Source organism: Pseudanabaena sp. BC1403, assembly GCF_002914585.1.
GTDB lineage: Bacteria > Cyanobacteriota > Cyanobacteriia > Pseudanabaenales > Pseudanabaenaceae > Pseudanabaena.
In genome coordinates this window covers 1-19,316 of record NZ_PDDM01000029.1, presented here as the reverse complement: position 1 = coordinate 19,316, position 19,316 = coordinate 1, and the positions used below count along the sequence as shown (strand labels likewise).

General features: G+C 41.9%; 17 protein-coding genes. 4 read left to right on the top strand and 13 right to left on the bottom strand.

Annotated features, from left to right (window positions below; translation table 11 throughout):
• Positions 1 to 15: 15 nt before the first annotated feature.
• Complete coding sequence (gene recJ / locus CQ839_RS20560) at positions 16 to 2,454, top strand: single-stranded-DNA-specific exonuclease RecJ (RefSeq protein ID WP_103670167.1); 2,439 nt, start codon at positions 16 to 18, stop codon at positions 2,452 to 2,454.
• 520 nt (positions 2,455 to 2,974) lie between these two features.
• Positions 2,975 to 4,360 carry an ATP-binding protein gene (locus CQ839_RS20555; RefSeq protein ID WP_103670166.1) on the top strand — a complete coding sequence of 462 codons (1,386 nt, stop codon included), beginning with the start codon at positions 2,975 to 2,977 and terminating at the stop codon, positions 4,358 to 4,360.
• Positions 4,361 to 4,493: 133 nt separating this feature from the next.
• Here CQ839_RS20555 and CQ839_RS20550 read toward each other — a convergent pair whose 3' ends face one another.
• The 6 genes from CQ839_RS20550 to CQ839_RS20525 form a co-directional block, all read right to left on the bottom strand.
• Positions 4,494 to 4,913, bottom strand: a complete 420-nt coding sequence (locus tag CQ839_RS20550; protein WP_103670165.1) for a PD-(D/E)XK nuclease superfamily protein — start codon at positions 4,911 to 4,913, stop codon at positions 4,494 to 4,496.
• Positions 4,910 to 5,791, bottom strand: coding sequence for a Dam family site-specific DNA-(adenine-N6)-methyltransferase (locus CQ839_RS20545; RefSeq protein WP_103670164.1), 882 nt, complete (start codon positions 5,789 to 5,791; stop codon positions 4,910 to 4,912). Before CQ839_RS20545 ends, CQ839_RS20550 begins: the two co-directional genes overlap by 4 nt.
• Before the next feature lie 39 nt (positions 5,792 to 5,830).
• Positions 5,831 to 6,547 carry a 2-phosphosulfolactate phosphatase family protein gene (locus tag CQ839_RS20540; protein WP_103670163.1) on the bottom strand — a complete coding sequence of 239 codons (717 nt, stop codon included), beginning with the start codon at positions 6,545 to 6,547 and terminating at the stop codon, positions 5,831 to 5,833.
• A gap of 70 nt (positions 6,548 to 6,617) precedes the next feature.
• The gene (locus CQ839_RS20535; RefSeq protein WP_219817827.1) at positions 6,618 to 8,423 is read right to left on the bottom strand and encodes a serine/threonine-protein kinase; all 1,806 of its coding nucleotides are present in this window, start codon (positions 8,421 to 8,423) and stop codon (positions 6,618 to 6,620) included.
• Between the two features lie 22 nt (positions 8,424 to 8,445).
• Complete coding sequence (locus CQ839_RS20530) at positions 8,446 to 9,558, bottom strand: BLUF domain-containing protein (protein ID WP_103670161.1); 1,113 nt, start codon at positions 9,556 to 9,558, stop codon at positions 8,446 to 8,448.
• A gap of 76 nt (positions 9,559 to 9,634) precedes the next feature.
• Positions 9,635 to 10,711 (bottom strand): BLUF domain-containing protein, encoded by a 1,077-nt coding sequence (locus CQ839_RS20525; RefSeq protein ID WP_103670160.1) that lies wholly within the window; start codon positions 10,709 to 10,711, stop codon positions 9,635 to 9,637.
• A gap of 353 nt (positions 10,712 to 11,064) precedes the next feature.
• On the opposite strand from CQ839_RS20525, the gene rpiA reads away from it, so the two are divergent.
• A complete protein-coding gene (rpiA, locus tag CQ839_RS20520) occupies positions 11,065 to 11,778 on the top strand; it encodes a ribose-5-phosphate isomerase RpiA (RefSeq protein WP_181016272.1) in 714 nt (237 codons plus the stop codon).
• 266 nt (positions 11,779 to 12,044) lie between these two features.
• On the opposite strand, the gene cbiT is transcribed toward rpiA, so the two are convergent.
• The 7 genes from cbiT to CQ839_RS20480 all read right to left on the bottom strand — a co-directional run bounded on the left by cbiT (position 12,045) and on the right by CQ839_RS20480 (position 18,083).
• Complete coding sequence (gene cbiT / locus CQ839_RS20510; protein WP_103670158.1) at positions 12,045 to 12,644, bottom strand: precorrin-6Y C5,15-methyltransferase subunit CbiT; 600 nt, start codon at positions 12,642 to 12,644, stop codon at positions 12,045 to 12,047.
• A gap of 79 nt (positions 12,645 to 12,723) precedes the next feature.
• Positions 12,724 to 12,945 carry a DUF167 domain-containing protein gene (locus CQ839_RS20505; RefSeq protein WP_103670157.1) on the bottom strand — a complete coding sequence of 74 codons (222 nt, stop codon included), beginning with the start codon at positions 12,943 to 12,945 and terminating at the stop codon, positions 12,724 to 12,726.
• Positions 12,946 to 13,080: 135 nt separating this feature from the next.
• Entirely contained in the window at positions 13,081 to 14,988 is a 1,908-nt protein-coding gene (locus tag CQ839_RS20500) for a ribonuclease J (protein WP_103670156.1), read from the bottom strand.
• A gap of 206 nt (positions 14,989 to 15,194) precedes the next feature.
• Entirely contained in the window at positions 15,195 to 16,088 is an 894-nt protein-coding gene (dapA, locus tag CQ839_RS20495; protein ID WP_103670155.1) for a 4-hydroxy-tetrahydrodipicolinate synthase, read from the bottom strand.
• Between the two features lie 52 nt (positions 16,089 to 16,140).
• Positions 16,141 to 17,157, bottom strand: coding sequence for an aspartate-semialdehyde dehydrogenase (locus CQ839_RS20490; protein WP_103670154.1), 1,017 nt, complete (start codon positions 17,155 to 17,157; stop codon positions 16,141 to 16,143).
• A 165-nt stretch (positions 17,158 to 17,322) separates the two neighbouring features.
• Positions 17,323 to 17,595, bottom strand: a complete 273-nt coding sequence (locus CQ839_RS20485; RefSeq protein ID WP_103670153.1) for a DUF3143 domain-containing protein — start codon at positions 17,593 to 17,595, stop codon at positions 17,323 to 17,325.
• A gap of 38 nt (positions 17,596 to 17,633) precedes the next feature.
• Positions 17,634 to 18,083, bottom strand: coding sequence for a J domain-containing protein (locus CQ839_RS20480; RefSeq protein WP_103670152.1), 450 nt, complete (start codon positions 18,081 to 18,083; stop codon positions 17,634 to 17,636).
• Between the two features lie 206 nt (positions 18,084 to 18,289).
• Here CQ839_RS20480 and CQ839_RS20475 point away from each other — a divergent pair, with 206 nt between their 5' ends.
• A complete protein-coding gene (locus CQ839_RS20475) occupies positions 18,290 to 19,201 on the top strand; it encodes a phosphatidate cytidylyltransferase (protein ID WP_103670151.1) in 912 nt (303 codons plus the stop codon).
• Positions 19,202 to 19,316 lie beyond the last annotated feature (115 nt).

Sequence of the window (19,316 nt, the reverse complement as noted above, 5' to 3'; positions counted from 1 at the left end):
TATATTATTGTTCTCATGCATTTACCTCAACAGCGATGGCAGATTTTCTCACCACAGCCAGATTTGTCACGAGAGATCGCTGATTCTACGGGACTTTCACCCATAATTGCTCAGGTTTTGCTAAATCGCGGTATTAATACTCCCGAAGCTGCCAAGATCTTTCTCGATCCTGAACTGGAAGATTTGCCTGATCCTAAACAAGAATTTCCTGACTTAATTAGGAGTATTGACCGTATTGAACTAGCCATTAAAAATGGCGATCGCATCACGATCTGTGGTGACTATGATGTTGACGGCATGACCAGCACCGCTTTGTTAATTCGCACCTTGCGATTATTAGGCGCAATTGTGGAATATGAAATTCCGAGTCGGATGACGGAGGGCTATGGAATTAATGCGCGGATCGTGCAGGATTGTCACGATCGCGATGTGAAATTAATTATTACGGTGGACAATGGTATCGCTGCATATGAAGCGATCGCTCTTGCAGAGTCCTTAAATATTTCTGTAATTGTCACCGATCATCACGAAGTCCCCGAAGACCCTAACAAAATTCCTCCCGCGACAGCAATTCTCAATCCGAAATATCAGGTTGATCCAAATTCACCTTATGCAGCGATTGCTGGTGTTGGGGTTGCCTATGTGTTGGCATTGGAATTAAGCGATCGCTTTGGCAAACGTACTGAATTAGAAAATCCTTTATTAGAATTATTTACACTCGGCACGATCGCTGATCTTGCCTCGTTAACTGGTATTAATCGTCGATTGGTGAAAAAGGGTTTACGGTTACTTTCGCAATCTAAAGTAATTGGCATTATTGCGCTGATTAACGAAACGGGAATTGCTAAAGACAAACAAACTGGATTGAAACCTGAAGCGATCGGATTTGGACTTGGTCCTCGCATTAATGCGATCGGGCGAATCGGCAATCCGCAAGTGATTATTGACCTGTTAACTTGCGAAGAAATGGGGCAAGCGATCGCTTTAGCGCAAGAATGCGAGGCAACTAATCGTAAACGCCAAGATCTTTGTAAAGAGATCGAACAAGAGGCGATCGCCTATATGACTAAGAGACGTTTAGATGGTTTTGATATTACTCAAGAGCGTGTTTTGGTGATTGTTGATCGAGAAGTTCAAAATGCACTCACCCCTGCAAAAACTAAAAAAAAGAAATCTACCTTGTCTAGCAGCGATCAAGATTTACCAAAGGGCAATGGCTGGCATCACGGCGTAATCGGTATTGTCGCTTCGCGCCTAGTCGAACGCTACGGTGCACCCGTCTTTATTGGTAGTTATGAGGATGCTCATGACGAAGATTTAGAATCAAAACATAAAGGTGCAACTGTGCGCTTCTCAGTACGTGGTATTCCCGAATTTCATGTCTTCCATTCCCTAGAATATATCGCAAATATACGGAATAAAGGCGGTGGACATAAGGCGGCGGGAGGATTTACGCTTCCTGCGGAGAATATGGAAAAGTTGCGAAGCGGATTGAGAGAATTTGCCGATCGCGAAAATCTTCTCCCTAGTCACATCATGCCGTTAATCAATGTTGACGTGCTTGCCGACATTAGTGACATCTCAATGACAATGTTGCAGACCTGCGATCGACTGCAACCCTGTGGGCTAGGCAATCCTGACCCCGTATTTTACAGTAAAAATGTACGGGTACTAGCTCAACAGACTCGCGGTAAGGATAAAGTCAAACATCTTTCGCTTACGCTGGATACTGGAAATGGTGAAAAGCTGAAGGCGATCGCATGGCGATGGGGAGAATATTGCCCTGTGCCTGATTATGTGGATATTGCTTATAAGTTACGTGCGAATCAATGGCAAGACACAACTTCAGTAGAATTAGAAGTAGTTGGTATTCGCGAGGCAACAGGTACAGCAATGGAAAGTTCTCAAAATTCGCCTAAGCAATTGCAGTTGCAATACAACCCTGCTCCAATAATTACGAAATTTCCTCAATGGCAGAAATTGAGTGAAGCGCCAAGACCTTTGCCTCGTCCGTTATTGCTATATGGCTGCGATCGCCCTGCCGATAAATTTAAAGGCGATGTCGATTGCGATCGCCCAAATCGTAATCGCAATTATCAATCGATTGTTCTTTGGACTTTGCCACCATCTTTCACCCACCTACAATGGCTAATTGCGATCGCCAAACCCGATTATATCTATCTCGGTTCCCATATTCCTTCACTCCCTTCTATTGATCAATTTCTTGCCCAAGTTCAATCTCTTGATTTAGAGAATATAGAGAAATTAAATCTGTTAGATATCTCACAGCAATGGTGGATTTCTCCTAGTACGATCGTCTCGGCTTTGAGAGAATTGAACTACATCTGCGACTTCCCTCCAACATTACCTCTTGATGGAGAACTTCTCAGAATGCAAAAATGGTATGAGATTGCGATCGGAAAGCTGTCAGCATTATTTACAAACTTAGAATGATTTGCATTTATGGCGCGAAATGATACACATCATCTAATCGCTAGATTACTAGCAGACTTTAGTGAACTGAATTATGTGCGATTCTGGGCGATCGCATGTTTCATTTGACAGGAAGAAAGGGAATGATTTAGATTATAAGTAGGGAATAAATAAATAAATGATAAAAAACTAAATATTAAAAAACTAAATATACTTAGAGATGAATATTTACAGCTTTTTCTCTGCATTTACAAATTATTTGTTTTTGTTATAGCCTAAACAAACAATTTGTGAATGTATAATTACCGATGTTGCGTAGAAAGAATTTTTGTCATAGCATAGTTCTAGAGTTGTCACTCTAGCAGCAATAAGCCTGTCATCTAAGCTCCAATTAATATCAGTAATTTATAAGTTTATACGCTCAATTCTATCTATATAAATGCAGTTATTTATAATTCGCATTATTTCCTTTTTATCATAGGAATCCACAACATTCTTAAGACATCATAAACCTTAACTTTAAACAACAAATAAACTTATCATGCATTCCAAAGCACCTATCCCAGAGAATGAAGCAGAACGTTTAGAAGCCTTAAAAAGGTACAACATTCTTGATACATTGCCAGAAGAAACGTTTGACGATCTGACAAATCTTGCGGCTTATATCTGTGGTACTCCCATTGCACTTATCAGTCTAGTTGATGCTAATCGCCAATGGTTTAAAGCCAAAATTGGGCTAGAAGCTTCGGAAACCCCAAGAGATCTTGCCTTTTGTGCTCATGCAATTCTCCAGCCTACGCCATTGGTCGTACCTGACACGAAGAAAGATGAACGATTTGCCAATAATCCATTGGTAGCATCTGAACCCAATATTCAATTCTATGCTGGCACACCCTTAGTGACTCCAGACGGATTTGCGTTGGGAACTCTCTGTGTTATTGATCGCACCCCAAGAGACCTCAGTCCAGAGCAGCTAAAAGCTTTACAGACATTAGGTCGGGAGGTGATTACGCAGTTAGAACTTCGCAATCATGTCTCTAATCTGCGGGAAAATATCACAGAAAGACAAAGAATAGAAGATGCTCTGTTGGACAGCAATCAACAACTGGAACAAACTGTAGTAGAACTAAAAAATACGCAAGCACAACTTATTCATGCCGCAAAAATGTCTAGCTTGGGGCAACTGGTGGCAGGTATTGCCCATGAATTGAATAACCCCATCAACTTTATTTGTGGTAATGTCAGCTATATTCGTTACCAAGTAATGGGAATACTAGAACTTCTGAAACTATACCAGCATGAGCATCCGCAGCCCAGTGCTAACATTCAAACCAAAGCTAAAGAGCTAGACTTGGAATTTCTAGCCGAAGATTTGCCTGACACTCTATCTTCCGTCGAAAATGGTGCAGAGCGCATTAATCAAATTGTGTTGTCATTGCGTAATTTCTCCCGCTTGGATGAATCAAATCAAAAAGAATCTGATTTACATGAAGGGATTGACAATACACTTTTATTTCTGCAACATCGTCTCAAGGATATCCACATCATTCGTGAATATGCCAATTTGCCAATGTTAAATTGCAATGCGTCGCAGCTCAACCAAGTTTTTATGTCTATCATCACTAATTCCATTGATGCAGTAGAAGGTTTGATGCATACGCGATCGCCAGAAATTACAATTCGCACTGAATTAGGCGATCAGTCGATCATTATCAAGGTTATTGATAACGGGGTTGGTATTAACAAAGAAAGTCAAGACTCTATCTTCGATCCATTTTTCACAACAAAGCCAGTTGGTAAGGGAATAGGCTTAGGACTGTCCATTAGTTACACAATTATTCAAGAACATGGAGGAGATCTGAAATTCACTTCACAGAAGGAAGGGGGAAGCGAATTCATTATTACGCTTCCTATGTCTACTAATTAGGGTTTTGAACGCAAAGCGTTATAAGCCAAATCAGATTTAGGAATTATGCAAAATCACCTTAAGAACAATGTTTATATTAGGGACAATTCATGAATTGTCCCTACATCTCATCATTTTTTTGCAAGCCCTAATATCAAAGCTTTGCCATATTTGCTTTCATGATAAATCGCTCAAGGGTGACAATCTCTACGCGATCGCCATAGGGAATATATTGCTGCAAATCGCCTGAGATATAGAATTCGCGCAGAGTCCAACCTTCACCACCAAGGACTAAATAAGCCTTTTGATAATTAGGGTTTTGATCCATCGCATCCATTAAGCAAATTACTTCAAAAGGAACCTTTTGTTCCGCAGTGCCACCCACCTGTTGCCATTTTAGAGAAATCAAAACATTGCGATCGCCACGATTTGCCACCACATCGATTTTGTGTCTACCTCCCCCAGGGCGGCTGCCAATGTATTGCTGGGACTGCGAGAGATATCCACCATAAATTAAGGAATGCAATACCATCTGCTCCAGAACTGCCCCAGTTTCGGTATTGCGAAGACTCATAATAGTTCTAAGCCCCCATTAAACCCTTTATAAGCAAGCATTTCCTTTGCAGGAACGCGATCGCCATTGCAGCTAATCCGTCTTGGAGCATCAAGAATTTGATATTCAAATCCTAGATCTTTGTAGAGAGCAAGAATGCGATCCGTCGCCTGATTAGATGCGATCGCAGGGCAATCTTGACTAGCTAACCATTGGGCTAAACGCTCTTGTTCTGACCATTCAAAGCCATTTTTGGAATATTGCCGAAACTCAACATCGTAAGGAGGATCGGCATAAATAAGATCATTAGAATTAACCTTGATTTTACCAAAGTCTAGATTTGCAAACTTCCATTGTGAAAGTGTCGGCTTATAGGCTGTGAAATCTCGATTGTAATTTATGGTTTTATATTTCCCAAAAGGAACGTTAAAACCACCTTTTTGATTAAACCGACAAAGCCCGTTATAGCCTGTGCGATTGAGGTAATAAAAGAGTTGCGCTGCTTTAGGAGTTTCAGCTTGTCCTGAATGAATTAGGCGATTAAATTCCACACGCTGAGCATAATAAAATTCGCGATCATTCTGAACCTCAATTTCAAGCTTTAATCCCTTTTGCAAACATTGATAAAAATTGACAACATGGGGATTGATGTCATTTAGCAAAGCTTTGTGAGGTTGTAAGCCCAAGGCGATCGCTAAGCCTCCACAAAATGGCTCCACCAAACGGCGATCGCTATGCTTTTGCCAAGTGTGCTGCAAATGTTGCACAAGCCAACGCTTACCGCCAGCCCATTTCAGGGGTGGAGTAAGACGTTCTGGCTTTGAGATCGATCCAGTAATATTTGCCACTTGTTTTGCCAAGGGAGTCATGAGCAGAGATGAACGGTGAGACGATGGCATGGCGACAAGGGAAATTAATGCTTATTCAATCTAGTACCACTAGGCGGCAACTAGCAAGCCTGCACTGGATTGTTTTGGTAGCACATCGACGACATCAATCTTGGCACAGTAGGCAATATCTTCCGCGCCGTTAAGGTTGAGCAAGCGTTTGCCGTGACTTGCTTGATAAAATAAGTCTTCAACCTCACCTTTCCAAGCTTTGTATAGGGTTGCGGCTGCGATCGCTTCATCATTTCCAAAATCAGCCTCATCTTCGAGATTAGCCATGATCGCACCCGCGCAAGTAGTATCCTCAAGCGAATAGCTACCTTCCCAGCCAGAGCCAACGATCCACACAGTTTCAGGCTTAGTTTCGCGAAGATACCTCAATACTGAGCCAAGATTAATCATCGCGCAAGCCAAAACACTCTTAGCATTGGCGATTTTTTGTAGCGATCGCGTGCCATTAGTAGTACTCATAAAAATCCGCTTACCCTTTACGACATCAGGCGTAAAGTCAAAGGGCGAATTCCCCAAATCACAACCTTCTACAGTCTTTCCCCCACGCTCACCAACGCGAATCCGTAACTCTGGTGGGTGTGCTTCGCTGACGCGCATTAGCTCATCAAGATCGGAAAATACTTGCACTCCCTCAGCTCCCGCAGCAAGGGCTGTGGCGATCGTAGTGGTTGCTCGCAAAATATCAACAGCGATCGCGCAATCTGGATTTCCTTCAGCAGGCACTAACTCAGGCGTGTGATAAACAAAGATTTTCATTTATAGATCTAATGGTTTAGCTATCTACTATAAATTAAACTCTATGTTTGCCTGTTTGGCAAATTTTAGGCTACTGTCTTTGAGTTTCATTGATTTGCCATTGTTTTGAGGATTCATTCCAAACTAAACTCATCCGCAAAGTTTCGGGGAAAATAGCTTTATCTTTGCGATAAGTAAGGTCAATATCAATGATTGCAGAATTCTCTTTAGATTCAACAAGACGTACTCCATTGATAGAAACTTGACTTACAGTTTGCCACCAATCAGTAAAGGTTTGGTATCCACCAGCCCGATCGCGTTGAAATTTGGGTGTGAGATTTTGCCATGCGTTTTGAAATTGGCGATCATTGATGAGGCTGTAATATTCTCGAATTGCTTGTTCTGGAGATGGTCTTACAGGAGATGGAGTTGCGGTTGGTGTTTTTGAGGGTGTTGCTGTAGGCAAAGGCGAAGGTGAAGCTGTAGGTTGTAGGATATCGCTCCCAGAAATTCTTTGTACTGAATCTTTTTCGTTAGGACTCGCCAGAGCGCAATACGCATCTTCTACAAATTTAAGATGTTCCTTGAGCTTAGACTTACAACTTTCAATATCTTTGAATTGGCTAGTATATACCTGTTGAAATTTATTGCTTCCTAAATTGGGATAGTCAGGTATCCAAAACACTCCTGCTTCTTTATATCCTAGAGATTTCAATTTTTCTACTCTAAGATTTGCTTTTTCAGCATCCTCAAAAGCAGAATCAGCCAGAAAATAAAATGGAACTTTAGCAGCAGCTTTATTAAATGGGGAAATTTTGTTCCAGAATGCAACGATGCCGCCATTTTGAGAGATGACTACACCTAGAGCGATCGCAGCCCCGACAGCCCCACCGACAATTATTGTTACGAGTAATTGACCAAATATCTTCTTTTTAGGGTCTTGTTGAGGCTGATATACATAAACAGATTGATCAGGAATAGTAGGCGGTGTATAGCCTCTAGGTGTGACTGCCACCGTCTGCATATTCGACATTGCTGGTGGAGTTGGAGGTTGTTTTGGCGGAGATTGATTTAATAGTTGAGTTGGTTGCAACGCTTCTAGCATTTCTCTCGCGGAGCTATAGCGATCGCGTGGATCAAATTGTAGAACTTTTGCAAATATTGCTTTTAAATCAGCACTAATTCCTGTTAAGTGATTCTGCCATAGTACTTCTCCAGTTTGTGGATCAGTACCTAGCTCCTGTGGATATTTACCCGTAAGTGCAAAGATGGCAGTTAGCGAAAGACTGTAAAGATCGCTAGCAAAAAAGGGTCTACCAGCCGCCTGCTCCGATGCCATAAACCCTGGTGTACCGATCACAATCGAATGTACCTGTTGAGCCGAACTGCGGATTGTGCTGACATTGATAATCTCTTTAACCGCACCAAAATCAATTAATACAGGTTCACCAGAACGCAAAATAATATTATCGGGCTTAATATCTCGATGAATAATACCGCGATCGTGTACATAGATTAAGGTTTGGAGAATACTAACCATCAATTGTCGGACAGCATTCTCATTCCATTTACCGTTACGTTCAATTGTTTCCGTAAGTGTTAAACCATCAATCCATTCTTGGACTAAATAGAATAACCCATTTTCCGCGAAGTTTGCATAGAGTTTGGGAATATAGCGGCTTTCTTCGCCCAAGGTTTCTAAGACTGCTGCCTCACGGTGAAATCTTTGCTGCAATAATTCGTACATCTGCGGATTGTCAGCAACAGGTTTAAGCTGCTTAATCACGCATCGACGGTTAGATGGCATTTTGGTGTCTTCAGCCAAATAGGTTTCCCCAAAGCCGCCACTGCCTAGGACACTAGTGACGCGATAGCGGTTATCTAAAAGGTTTGACATAATTGAGTTATATTCATCGCTATTAGGGATCGTACAGCATAAAAAGTGTTTTGCGTTGCTTGCAAGGTTCTATAGTTTGATTCCCTATGAGTTCAAGCTGATCCTTAATCTCTTGTTTTAAGCTGTGAAAATCTGATTTTTGAGATGCTAAAGGATCGTCAATCGAATACACTTCCACGATCGCTTCTCTTCCTTTGGCATAGAAATCACCCATTTTTAGGATCTTCCAGTGATCGCTAAGTCCATCGCGTACTGCTTCAGAAAATACTAAAAATCTATTTAACTGTCTGGTTAGCGATTCAATTCTTGATGCAACATTGACTGCATCGCCGATTACTGTATACTCTTTTTTTGTTTGAGAACCTATATTTCCTTCTAAAACCGTTCCCTTAGACAGTCCTATCCCAATATAGAGAATTCGTAATGGGCTATTGACAGGTGCGCGAGCGCGTAAAACCTCTAATTCTGAAAGAATGTTTAGACTTGCTTGTAAAGCATCATCTGCGCGATCGCCATCGAAATATGCCATCACGCAATCGCCTATAAATTTTGTGACTTCCCCACCCTTAGCAACGATCTCTGAAGTGCAAACTGTAAAAAATTGGTTTAGTAACTCTACAACTTCGGTCACTTGTAATTTTTCAGTAATACTCGCAAAGCCCATAACATCTGCGAATAGAATGATTTTTTCAGTATAACGAGGGATTAAGGTGAGTGGATTGATTCCATTTTCCATAGCCTGTAAAACCCCTGAATGAGTATAATTCGCTAAAACTGCTTTTGACTCTCCCAAGGCTTGCAACAATATTTTGATCGGTTGGAGTAAAGTATCGGTGTTATCCTCTAGCATGATTACTTTCATCGACCAATTGGGGAAATATTTCTCAGTAATGTTTCGATCCAACCTAATACATACAACTTGTTGGTGACGATCGTCTTTTAAGATTTTTTCATACAAATGATCGACGCGATCATCATCACCTTCCAAAATTTGAAAAAAAGTTCTGTTACAACTTAGTAAAATTCCTGTAATCCCCTCCTTAGCATTATTTACTTGCGAAATATTTTCGATGTTTTCTATTTCCTTTCTCGTAAGCGATCGCGAGAAGTTACTGATATAGGTTAGCCGTTTCATAAAATTGCGATATTTTAAGTTATATTCATCGCTAATTCGCGATTGATCGTGGAGGATAAACAGTGCTTTGCTTTGCTCATACCAACTCTGGGGTTGGCGTGCTAATTAATTCAAGATGTTGCTTAATTTCTTGTTTTAGCTTCTGAAAGTCCGATTTTTGGAAAGTTAAGACATCATCAATCGAATAAACCTCGACGATCGCATCTTTTCCCTTCGCCTTAAAATCGCCCAGCCGCACAGGTTGCCAGCGATCACTTAAGCCTTCACGTACAGCCGACGAAAACACCAAAAATCGATTTAATTGTCTAGTCAATGCTTCAATCCTTGAGGCAACGTTTACAGCATCACCGATAACAGCGTATTCCTTTTTAGTCTGGGAACCGATATTCCCCTCTAATACTGTTCCTTTCGATAAGCCAATACCTATATAGAGAACTCGTAACGGACTATTCGCTGGAGCTTGATTGCGGAGCATCTCTAGTTCTGCAAGGATATCTAAACTTGCTTGCAGAGATTCGTCAGCTCGATCACCGTCAAAATATGCCATCACACAATCACCAATAAATTTAGTGACTTCACCACCCCTAGATGTGATCGCCTTAGTACAAATAGTAAAAAATTGATTAAGTAAATCGACAACCTCTGTTACCTCTAGTTTTTCGGTGATGCTTGTAAAACTAATAATATCAGCAAAGAAAATGATCTTTTCTGTATAGCGAGGAACTAGTGTAAGTGGATTAATTCCATTCGCTATGGCTTGCAAAACTCCCGACTGCGTATAGCTTGCTAAGATTGTTTGTGAGTCTGCCAAAGTTTGCAGCAAAATCTTAATTGGTTGCAACAAAATATCGTTATTTTCATCAAGGACGATTACTTCCATTGACCAATCTGGAAATCTTCGCTGCGAGACGTTTAGTTCTGATTTTAGGCACAAAATTTGATCGTGGCGATCATCTTCTAAAATCTTTTTGTAGAGGCCATCAATTCTATCTTCTTCCCCCTCTAAAATCTGAAAAAATATACCACTACAGCAAAGTAAAACTCCTGTAATACCTTCTCTAGAGTTATTTGTTTGCGAAATACTACCAATGCTCTCAATTTCCTTTTTGGTAAGCGATCGCGCAAACTTACTAATATAGGTTAGCCTTTTCATAAAATTGCGATATTTTAAATTACAAAAGAATTCAATCTCTGTGAAATTACTACCTTCCCACCCAATAATTAGTGGTGCGGCGCAGAGTGCTGCACCACTAATTATTAGGTTTTACTTTGTATTTGTAGACTGGGAAGGGAGTAGATAAAAAGTCAATCTTTAAGCCCCCACTTTACTTGTAACTTAAATAATGTCAGCAGTGTAATCAGCCATACGGCGTAACTGTTTTTGGATTAGTACATTATACAAATGTATCATATAGCACATTTTGTTTGCACGGTTTCTCTGTTGCTGTTCACAGGGTGCGATAGGATTAAAATTACTACTTTTAAGTTTATAAATAAGTATTTCCCATGAGTATTTCTGCTGAAGATATTAAAAAGTTAAAACAAGAAGTTGGCATCGCAGCGGCGCAACGGGTGAAGTCGGGCATGGTGGTTGGCTTAGGTACTGGCTCAACTACTGCCTTTGCGATCGAGGAGCTAGGAAGACGCATTGCAGCGGGTGAACTAACCGATATTGTCGGCATCCCCACTTCTTTCCAAGCTTCAGTCTTGGGTAAAAAATATGGCATTCCGATTCGGAGTCTTGATGACGTTGATCGCGTTGATGTAGCAATCGATGGTGCTGATGAGGTTGACCCCAATAAAACTTTGATTAAAGGTGGTGGCGCAGCGCATACCCGCGAGAAGGTAGTCGATTCACTTGCGGCTCTGTTTATCGTTGTTGTTGATGAGTCGAAATTGGTCGATAAGCTCGGCTCGACTTTTGCCGTGCCAATCGAAGTATTGCCGATGGCAGTTTCTCCTGTAACCAGAGCTGTAGAAAAGCTAGGTGGCAAACCTGACCTGCGGATGGGTGTGAAGAAAGATGGCCCCGTGATAACAGATCAAGGCAACATGGTTTTAGATGTCACCTTTGATGCGATCGCAGATGCTGCCGAACTTGAGAAAACCTTGAACAATATCCCTGGCGTTGTCGAGAATGGTCTATTTGTCGGTGTTACCGATCTAATTTTAGTTGGTGAATTTAAAGACGGAAAACCCCAAATTCGCGAAATCTCTTAACCCCTCCCTCACCCTCCCCTTGCAACTACGGTGTACACACAAGTCATAAAACCCAGTCAAGTCAACAATTAATCGCCCCCTAGCCCCCAATTCTGGGGGGACAAGAAAATAAATTTCTTTCAAAGTCCCCCAGAATTGGGGGATTTAGGGGGCTTAGATAAATCAAAACGTAGACAGTTAGACTTGTGTGTACACGGTAGCCCCTTGCAAAGGGGAGGGAACGAAATTTCTAGTTTTCCTCCTTTGCAAGGGGGAATTAAAGGGGGTTACAGTTTTTCGCCGCTAATAATAAACATGGGACTAACTGCCGCGAAGACTTGACGGTTTCCACGAGTTTCTAAACGGTTCACAGAAGACTGCACAACTTCCACGTTTCGCGCTTGTAGTTTGGCAAAACTTTCAGAAATTGCATATAAACCTTCCAGACTATTCGTAGTTGCGATCGCCCTGCCCTCATCTTGCAAACGCTCCCAACAATATTCCAGAATTTCTGATACAGATCGCCCACCCTCGATACAAATGCGATCAGGATCTGTTGACATACTTGTCAGGCATTCTGGTGCACTGCCAATTTTAATCTCAACATTATTTACGCCAAATTTTTGGCAATTTTTGGCAATCAATCCCGCTACATCTTCATCGCGTTCAATCGCGACAATTTTCCCTTTAGGACAGAGCAACCCAGTCTCAATGGGGATTGTCCCAGTACCTGCTCCAATATCCCACAGTATCGAGTCTGCTTTGAGACGCAACTGACCGATAATTAATAGCCTCGTCTCGCATTTGCTCATCGGTATTCCTGGTAAGCGATCGAATAATTCGTCAGGTATACCGGGGGTGACATAAGACCAAATAGGTTCTGACATGAGCTTAGAGCACGAAGATGGTTAAACATGATCAATATACAGCAAATCTAAAGAGTAAAGGGAGCGCTAAGCGCTCCCTTTACTCTTTTATCTCTACTAATTTGTTTCGACTAGATAAGCCCAATTGAATCGTGATGTGAGATTTTGGCAAGTTGAACTTTTTAGCTAAAAGTTCAACTAATTCCTTATTGGCCTTGCCATCAACGGGTGGAGATTTTAAATGCACCGTCAGACTTCCATCTAACTCTTCGATAATGGCTTGCTTTTTAGAATTAGGCTTGACCTTAACCGATTTCTTCATTCATTTTCCCAACGGATCACCCCACAGAGTAGGGTGTTGGTGCTAAAGATTACGAGATTCTGGATCTAGGATGGGTAGCTTCTCACCGCCCATCCTAGATCTAGATCACTACCCGTCGAGTAAATCTTCTTTTATCTAAACAGTTGCAGCAGTGCGCTTGCGTCTGCCAACGCTAGCTGTAGCAGCACCAGTCGCGACAGGTGCTTCAATGGCAGCGCCATTACCATTACCATTACCATTACTACTTTCTTGATCAACTTTAGGAATAACCTTATTGCTGCCTGATTTTAAGGTCACACCTAAGGCATTAGGCTTTGCGGCAGGAGCAGGAGCGGATTGAGTGGAATTGGGAGGTGTTTGCAACAGGAATACAATCATTGGCTTACTTTGAATCTGTTGACGCAAGACACGAGTGAGGTCGCGCTCAAGTTGACCACGTAAACCGATCCAATCAATTTCTAAAGAACCGACATTGCGAGCATAGTTACCCCAAGAATTAGCCAAAGAATTATCGATCGCCTTAGCAACTAAAGCAATAATTTGGGAATGTTCCATCGGTAGAACCACGCCACTTAGTTGAATGTCAGGATTTGTGGAGAGCTTACCGTCAAGACCGACAGATACAGCGATCGTGAAGATACCTTCGCCAGAAATCTGTTGGCGATCGCGTAATACATCGCCCTTCACCATGCCATCGCGAGAAGAATCAACTAGTTCGACACCAGAAGGAACTTTATCGACAATCCGCATATAATCTTGACAAACTTCAACAACATCACCATTTTCGGCAATCACGATATTTTCGCTAGGTATACCCATTGCTTCAGCCATCTTCGCGTGCTGCTTGAGCATTCTCAACTCACCGTGAGCAGGGAAGAAGAACTTCGGACGGACAAGCGCCAACATCATTTTGTGTTCTTCTTGAGAACCATGTCCCGAAACATGGATACCTTTGTCCTTACCATAGATTACATTTGCACCAAGTGCTATCAAGCGGTCAATGGTACGAACAACTGGAATCGTGTTACCTGGAATCGGATTTGCCGAGAAAATCACTGTATCGCCTTGACGTACTTCCAATTGTCTATGACTAGAATTTGACATTCTTGTTAAGGCAGACATCGACTCACCTTGAGAGCCTGTAGTCAAAATCAGAATTTGATCATCACGATAATGACGGAGATTTTGTAAAGGTTGGAATAGGTCATCGCGGCACTTAATGTAGCCAAGATTGCGGGCATGGGCAATGACGTTGAGCATCGATCGGCCAACTACACCAACCACACGACCTTGCTTATCGGCAATGTCCAAAATCATGTTGACACGATGGACTGAAGAAGCAAATGTGGTAATAATCACACGCCCCTTTGCCATCATGATGTATTTCTCAAGGTTAGGATATACAGCTCTTTCCGAAGGAGTAATCCCAGGAAGTTCGGCATTAGTGGAGTCACTAATCAAAGCCAATACGCCTTTCTCGCCATGTTCAGCTAGACGAGCGAGATCAAAAAATTCACCATCAACGGGAGTATGGTCAATCTTGAAATCTCCAGAGTGAATTACCATCCCCGCAGGTGTATTAATAGCGATCGAGAAACTATCCGCGATCGAGTGAGTGTTACGAATAAACTCCACAAAGAAGTTAGTACCGACACGAACAACATCACGAGGCATAACTCTGCGCAATTCAGTGCGATTTAGTACGCCAGCTTCACGGAGTTTATCTTCGAGTAGCGCCATCGCTAAACGTGGGCCATAAATAACAGGAATTTCAAACTGCTTTAAATGGAAAGAAATCGCACCGATATGATCTTCATGACCGTGGGTGACAATCATGCCCTTGATCTTATGCTTGTTTTCTCGCAAATAAGTCATGTCAGGCAAGACGACGTTTACACCTGGCATCATGTCGTCAGGAAAAGACAAACCACCATCAAGCAGCATGATTTCATCGTTGTATTCAAACACCCATGTGTTTTTGCCGATTTCATGGAGTCCACCGAGAGCGATTATTTTGAGAGAAGGAGTGTTGGTTGTAGGCATATTGTTTGGTAAGTAAAAGGTAAAAAGGTAAAAGGAAAAAACGAGAAAATTGAATCTTGAAAATAATTCAATTTAATTGGTGATGGAAAACTTTACGGTTATAAATACCTAGATAGAATGACTAGAAAGGTTTAGTCCCCCCACAAGTTCATCATTATCAGAAGTAATCAAGTTCTATGTCTCTAGACTGAAGTTATCAACCTTTGTTAAGCAATAATTCCAATTTCTTGTAATACAACTTTCAGCTTGGCTTCGAGTTCGGCATTACCTGCCACTAGAGGCGATCGCACCACGCCTGTATCTAACCCCAACAAGCGCAAAGCCACTTTGAGAGGAATAGGATTACTGGTTAAGAACAAAGCCTTAAACAAAGGAAAAAGCTGAATATGAATTTGCAAAGCTTCTTGCACTTTACCTGCGACAAAGGATTGCATCATTGCTTGCAGTTGCGTGCCAACCAGATGCGAGGCAACGCTGACAACTCCCTTTGCACCCACAGCCATTAATGGCAATGTTAGTGAGTCATCACCCGAATAGATCGAAAATTCGGCTGGTGTGAGGGCACGAATTTGGCTAGCTTGATCTAAATCACCTGTTGCTTCCTTAATCCCAATAATATTAGAGATTTCGGCTAACTTAGCAACAGTCTCAGGTTCTAGTTTGCAACCCGTGCGACTAGGAACATTATAGAGAAGAATCGGAAGCTCTGGCGCAGCTTCAGCAATCGCTCGAAAATGTTGATATAAACCCTCTTGCGGAGGCTTGTTGTAATACGGTGTTACTTGCAGTGTACCATCTAATCCGAGATGTGCGGCTTTTATGGTAGCTGAGATTGCTTCTGAAGTAGAATTAGATCCCGTGCCTGCCATGATTTTCGCTTTACCAGCGATCGTCTGTTGTAGCACCGAAAACAATTTATATTCTTCATCCCAACTAAGAGTTGGTGACTCACCCGTCGTACCGCACACGACAATCGTATCAGTTCCTGTCTCAACCAAATGAATGGCAAGCTGTTCTGCTTTCGCATAATCAACATTCCCTTCTATATCAAAGGGAGTAATCATTGCCGTTAGTAAACGCCCGAAATCGATTTCACTCATAGATTCTCATAAATAGAAGCTTGCTAAAAGTTTATTAAAAGTCGATAAACTTTTAGATAAGAGCTTTGGCAATTAGTAATTCGGCAATCTGAACAGCATTCAATGCAGCTCCTTTACGGATTTGATCGCCACATAGCCATAATTCCAAACCGTTAGGGTGAGAAATATCTTGACGAATTCGTCCTACTAAAACTTCATCTTTGCCACTAGCATCAATGGGCATCGGGAAATAATTTTTGCTAAAGTCTTCTACCAACCTTACGCCAGCTGCTGTAGCCAGAATCTCTCTAGCTTTGTCTGGATTAAAGGGATGAGCAAACTCTAGATTAATCGCTTCAGAATGCGCACGCAATACGGGAACCCGTACACAAGTTGCCGTGATCCGAATATCATAATCGCCAAAGATTTTGCGAGTCTCATTGACCATTTTCATCTCTTCCTCGCAATAGGAATTATCCGTCATTGGCGAGTTGTGGGGGAAAAGGTTAAAAGCGAGGGGATAGGGCAAAATCTCAGTTACAGCAGGTTCACCATTGAGAATTGCTTGTGACTGTACTTTTACTTCTTCCATGGCTCTTGCGCCTGCGCCACTTGCAGACTGATAAGTAGCGGCGACAATACGCTGGATCGGCTGAACCTGATGTAGTGGATATATTGCCACAGCCATCAAAATTGTCGTGCAGTTGGGGTTAGCGATAATACCCTTGTGATGCGCGGCAGCTTCAGGATTAACTTCTGGCACAATCAATGGCACATCGGGATGCATCCGAAAAGCACTGGAGTTATCAATGGATACTGCTCCTGCTTTGGTAGCGATCGGTAGCCATTTTTTAGAGATACTGCCACCTGCGGAAGCAAGAACAATATCAATATCATCAAAAGAAGATTCGATGACGGCTTCAATGATTAAGTCTTCCCCAGCAAATTTAATCGACTGACCTGCCGAACGCTCCGAAGCTAAAAGTTTCAACTTACCTAAAGGAAAATTTCTTTCTTCCAGCAATGCCAAAAGCTCTGTACCAACTGCGCCTGTTGCTCCCAAAATGGCAACATTATAATTCTTGCTCAATGAACCTCCAAAATAAAAACATCAAGTTAGGGTGGAAAACTTTAGCTAAGACTATGAGATTACTTAATGAAATGACTTATGTATAGTTTCATCATTCATAGATTGATTCCCTGTCTTGCTTGATCACATATTAACAAACTTTCAGAATATTGCTAATGTTTTTGGCTAAGGGCCTGTAAAAATTGCGTCTTCAACATCTTGGCGACTGAGTGAATAGGGAAATGCACGTTGAATTTCTTTTCCACCATAAGCATCTTGAATGTAACGCACACGAATATCTTCTATATCCATGACAATTTCTGCTTGCCATGACGATCGCGTAACGCGCCAGACATTAGGATTTGACTGATCTTGTGAACATCCTTGCTCATCTAACCATGCTTCAAGTGCAGGCAAAGGGTGATTGTAGAGTGGTGTAGCAGGAGAGGGAAGCGCCATAGTAGACGAGTTTATAGGAATGATTATTGATGGGAGATTTATAGAAAGTAAAGCCAAAAAGTTGATATGGGTGCGATCGCTTCGGGGAAAAGGCGATCGCCACGTAGCCATGCTACTAAAACAACTAACACTAAACAAGCAACTAGCGTAGCACCAATTAACAAGAGTGCAAATAGTTCACCACCAGATAATGGACGCTCACTGGGCAAACCGTCATCATCTTGGGTTTGGAGGTTTTTCGGTGTTTGATTTGCTGTGTACTGAAATCGCGAAAACTGAATACTGCGATCGTAGATACTACGGCGATCGGCATTACTTAGTGTGGCATAAGCTTCATTAATTTGTCGAAAATATTCAACTGCATCATCTTTAGGCAATTGAGTCGTGTCGGGGTGGTAGAGCTTGCTGAGATCTCTATAGGCTCGACGAATATCGATTTCATTAGCCCAAGGAGTGACACCGAGTACAGCGTAATAGGTTTTAGGCATATCACAATCAGTCGTATTTCAGATATAGCATATACAATCTACAGACAAAGCCTGTAGGCAAAATCCTCAAAAACACAAGAATTCGCAAATTTGCATAACGATTTTGTTGCTTCAACTGTTGATGGGAGTATATTTACTTCTGAGGTAGCACAATGTCTAGCTTTGTGTAAATTGCCCATATCCACTTTCTCAGTTGTGCTATTTTCATGCATTGGACTCGCATTATCAGTGCTTTATTAGTCGTCCCTCTTGTACTAGCGGCGATCGCCCTAGGTGGATGGGCGTTCACCGCCGCATTTGCTATGCTGGTGATTTTTGGTGAGATGGAATATTTTGCATTGGTACGAGCCAAGGAAATTGTCCCAGCCAGCAAGATCACTATTTTTGTTAGTTTAGCACTGCTCATCGTTTCGCAAGTGAGAGTCGATCTTGCGGATGCCGTGATCCCGATCGCAGGAACTTTTATTTGCTTTTATCTACTGTTTCAAACCAGAATTGCCACGATATCCGATATTTCCGCCTCGATTTTGGGGTTGTTTTATGGTGGCTATTTGCCTAGTTTTTGGGTAAGGATTAGAGGGCTAGGCGATAGCACCATCTTTGAAGTTAGCGATCGCCTCCACCAGTTTGATTTCTTTAATCAGTTACGTAATATTGAACAGCTTTCATGGTTACGAATTACCTTTCCAGTGTCTTCAGGCAGCGTTTATGTAGTGATGGCATTTTGTTGCATTTGGGCTTCAGATGTTGGCGCATATATATTTGGCAAGATATTTGGACGCACAAGACTTTCTGACATTAGTCCCAAGAAAACGGTGGAAGGTGCAATCGCAGGGTTGCTTTGCTGTTGTGTGACAGCAATTATCTGGGCTTTTAGTCTGGGATGGGCGGAATGGTGGTTGTTGGGTGCAATTTTAGGATTATTGATCGGTATTGCAGGGTTGCTAGGAGATCTGACTGAATCGATGATGAAACGTGATGCTGGAGTCAAAGATTCGGGGCAGATTATGCCAGGACATGGCGGAATTCTTGATCGCGCTGATAGTTATGTGTTTACTGCCCCATTGGTGTATTACTTCATTACTTTGATTTTGCCCATTGTGCATAAAGCTTCTTGAACATTTTTTATAGGCATTTTTACGCTCGAACCCACATTCCGCTCCCAAAAAGAAGCGCAAAATAATTAGAATAGGAAAAAAGCAAGGATAGAAACAGGAGGGAGATATCAGAAAC